The 1,860-nt window shown below is 32.3% G+C and carries 3 protein-coding genes; all 3 read right to left on the bottom strand.

Features of this window, described 5'->3' with window-relative positions; genetic code table 11:
• Positions 1–210: 210 nt before the first annotated feature.
• The 3 genes from Q0822_RS18175 to Q0822_RS18165 all read right to left on the bottom strand — a co-directional run bounded on the left by Q0822_RS18175 (position 211) and on the right by Q0822_RS18165 (position 1,611).
• Entirely contained in the window at positions 211–678 is a 468-nt protein-coding gene (locus Q0822_RS18175) for a hypothetical protein (RefSeq protein ID WP_299126393.1), read from the bottom strand.
• A 220-nt stretch (positions 679–898) separates the two neighbouring features.
• Positions 899–1,240, bottom strand: a complete 342-nt coding sequence (locus Q0822_RS18170; protein ID WP_299126392.1) for a hypothetical protein — start codon at positions 1,238–1,240, stop codon at positions 899–901.
• 2 nt (positions 1,241–1,242) lie between these two features.
• Entirely contained in the window at positions 1,243–1,611 is a 369-nt protein-coding gene (locus Q0822_RS18165) for a hypothetical protein (RefSeq protein WP_299126391.1), read from the bottom strand.
• Positions 1,612–1,860 lie beyond the last annotated feature (249 nt).

Genomic DNA, 1,860 nt, shown 5'->3' with positions numbered 1-1,860 from the left:
TAATAAAGAATAGAAATAATAGCGATTTATTCAAATTATTCTTTGTTTTGAATTGGTTTCTCATCTTGTTGCCAACGTTGTTGTGTATGATTAGTTGCGACGTTAAGCAACTAATTTAGCAAATAAATCACGAATAGAATATTCCGAAGGAATGTTCGTAAGTCGGCAGTGACCAAGCAATTAATTATACACGGTGTTGTAACCAGTTTTTTAATCAACTATTTCGTGTTTTTTGACGTCAGTAACTTTTCCGTTTTCAAAAGTCAATTGCAAACTATTAAATTGCCAACCAAATCCAGCACCAGACATTCCCAAGTCGTAAGTCCAAATTTCAGTCGAATCATTACTTTCCGATTTTCCAATCAGTTCAATAACTTCACTTTTCGATTTTCCGTTCAAAATTCCACTATTTACTAAATCGTCTCGCATTTCAAATCTTGCGTTTTTGTCGGCAAACCATCTTTCTTTTTCAAAATCATATTGAGGTTCGTAAAATAAATAACTGAAGAAAGCCATTACAAGTCCGATATATAAAATCGGTGCAATAATTATTGTTCCGAAAATTGAAGTCCAATTTCTGGTTTTCTTATTTTTTATAAATCGCTTTAATATCCAACGTAAAATAAAAAATGTCGGAATTGCGAGTATAATAACTATGATTGGTACTTCAGGACTCATTCAGTTTCTCAAATTGGTTACAACGGTCTTGTGTATGGCTCGTTGCGTGCAAATTAGCTATTAATTTTCGGTTGAGCCACAAGCCAGATTTTTAAATTTACTATTTATATTTTTCTTGGAAATCGTCAAATTTAAAAATTTGGCGACTTTCCAAGTATGCCTTAACTTTGGCTTAAGCAACTGAATAGCAATGAGCTATACACGTTGTTGCCACACGTTTTTATTCTATTGTTCTTGTCATTGCAATTGACATCATAATTCCGAAATAAAGAAAAGGAATTAAGCCAATTAAAATCCAAATCCAATACTTTTTCCATTGTTTTCCCTTTTCCGATATAACGATTACTGGATGAAGTAAAGACCAACCTATCATTAAAAGTACAAGTCCTTTTGAAAATAAACTACCATATTGATAAATCCATCTATAATCAGAAAAACGAAACCAAATTTCGATGTATCTCGCAGTAAGCATTCCCAATAAACAAAGAACGCAAATAATAATCGCTGATAATTTTGGATTGTATATAATTCGGCTGATATTATTTGCAACTTTGGTCATCATAATCATCGGTCTGTTTTAAAATTATAATTCAGCCAATTACTTGCCATTGTCATCATTTCGTCCGTAAACATATCTTTCAGTTCGACTTTTTGGAAATAAGTGCAACCTGAACAAACAGAAACTAATTCAGTTGATTTTTTAATTTCGGCAATCAAATTCAATTCCGTTTGAGTGAGTTCATATTTTTCAAGTTCAGTCAGTTTTTCAAGTGTGATAACTGACATATATTTTTCTGCATTGTTTTCAGAGCGCAGTTTTTTGGAAATCCATTTATAGTTTTTGCTATTCAGTTTTTGAGTGTACTTTTTTACTGTTTTTGAAGGTTGTCCAGCAAAATAACAAGCAAACCCAACCATTTCATTTTTATCCACGTTTTCTTGAGCGTTCGTGACGCTAAAAATTCCGATTAAAAATACTATTGTTATAATTTTAGTTCGCATTTTTCTCAAATGTGTGGCAACGGTCTCGGCTATGAGTAGTTGCGTGGTTTAGCACTTAACTTTGCAAGTACACACCAAGTTGGAAATTCCTGCGGAATTTCCAAAGTAGGCGAGAACAAGCAATTACTTATAGCCATTGTTGTGCTTTCGTTATTTTTTAATTATTCAATTCTTTATTTA

The sequence above is a fragment of the uncultured Winogradskyella sp. genome, assembly GCF_947496485.1.
Lineage (GTDB): Bacteria > Bacteroidota > Bacteroidia > Flavobacteriales > Flavobacteriaceae > Winogradskyella.
Note: the sequence above shows the minus strand (reverse complement) of the source record. Positions and strands in the feature narration are given on the sequence as shown.

Coding starts and splice junctions, on each gene's coding strand:
- Q0822_RS18175 (WP_299126393.1), bottom strand. CDS start 678: ATGAGTCCTGAAGTACCAATCATAGTTATTATACTCGCAATTCCGACA.
- Q0822_RS18170 (WP_299126392.1), bottom strand. CDS start 1,240: ATGATGACCAAAGTTGCAAATAATATCAGCCGAATTATATACAATCCA.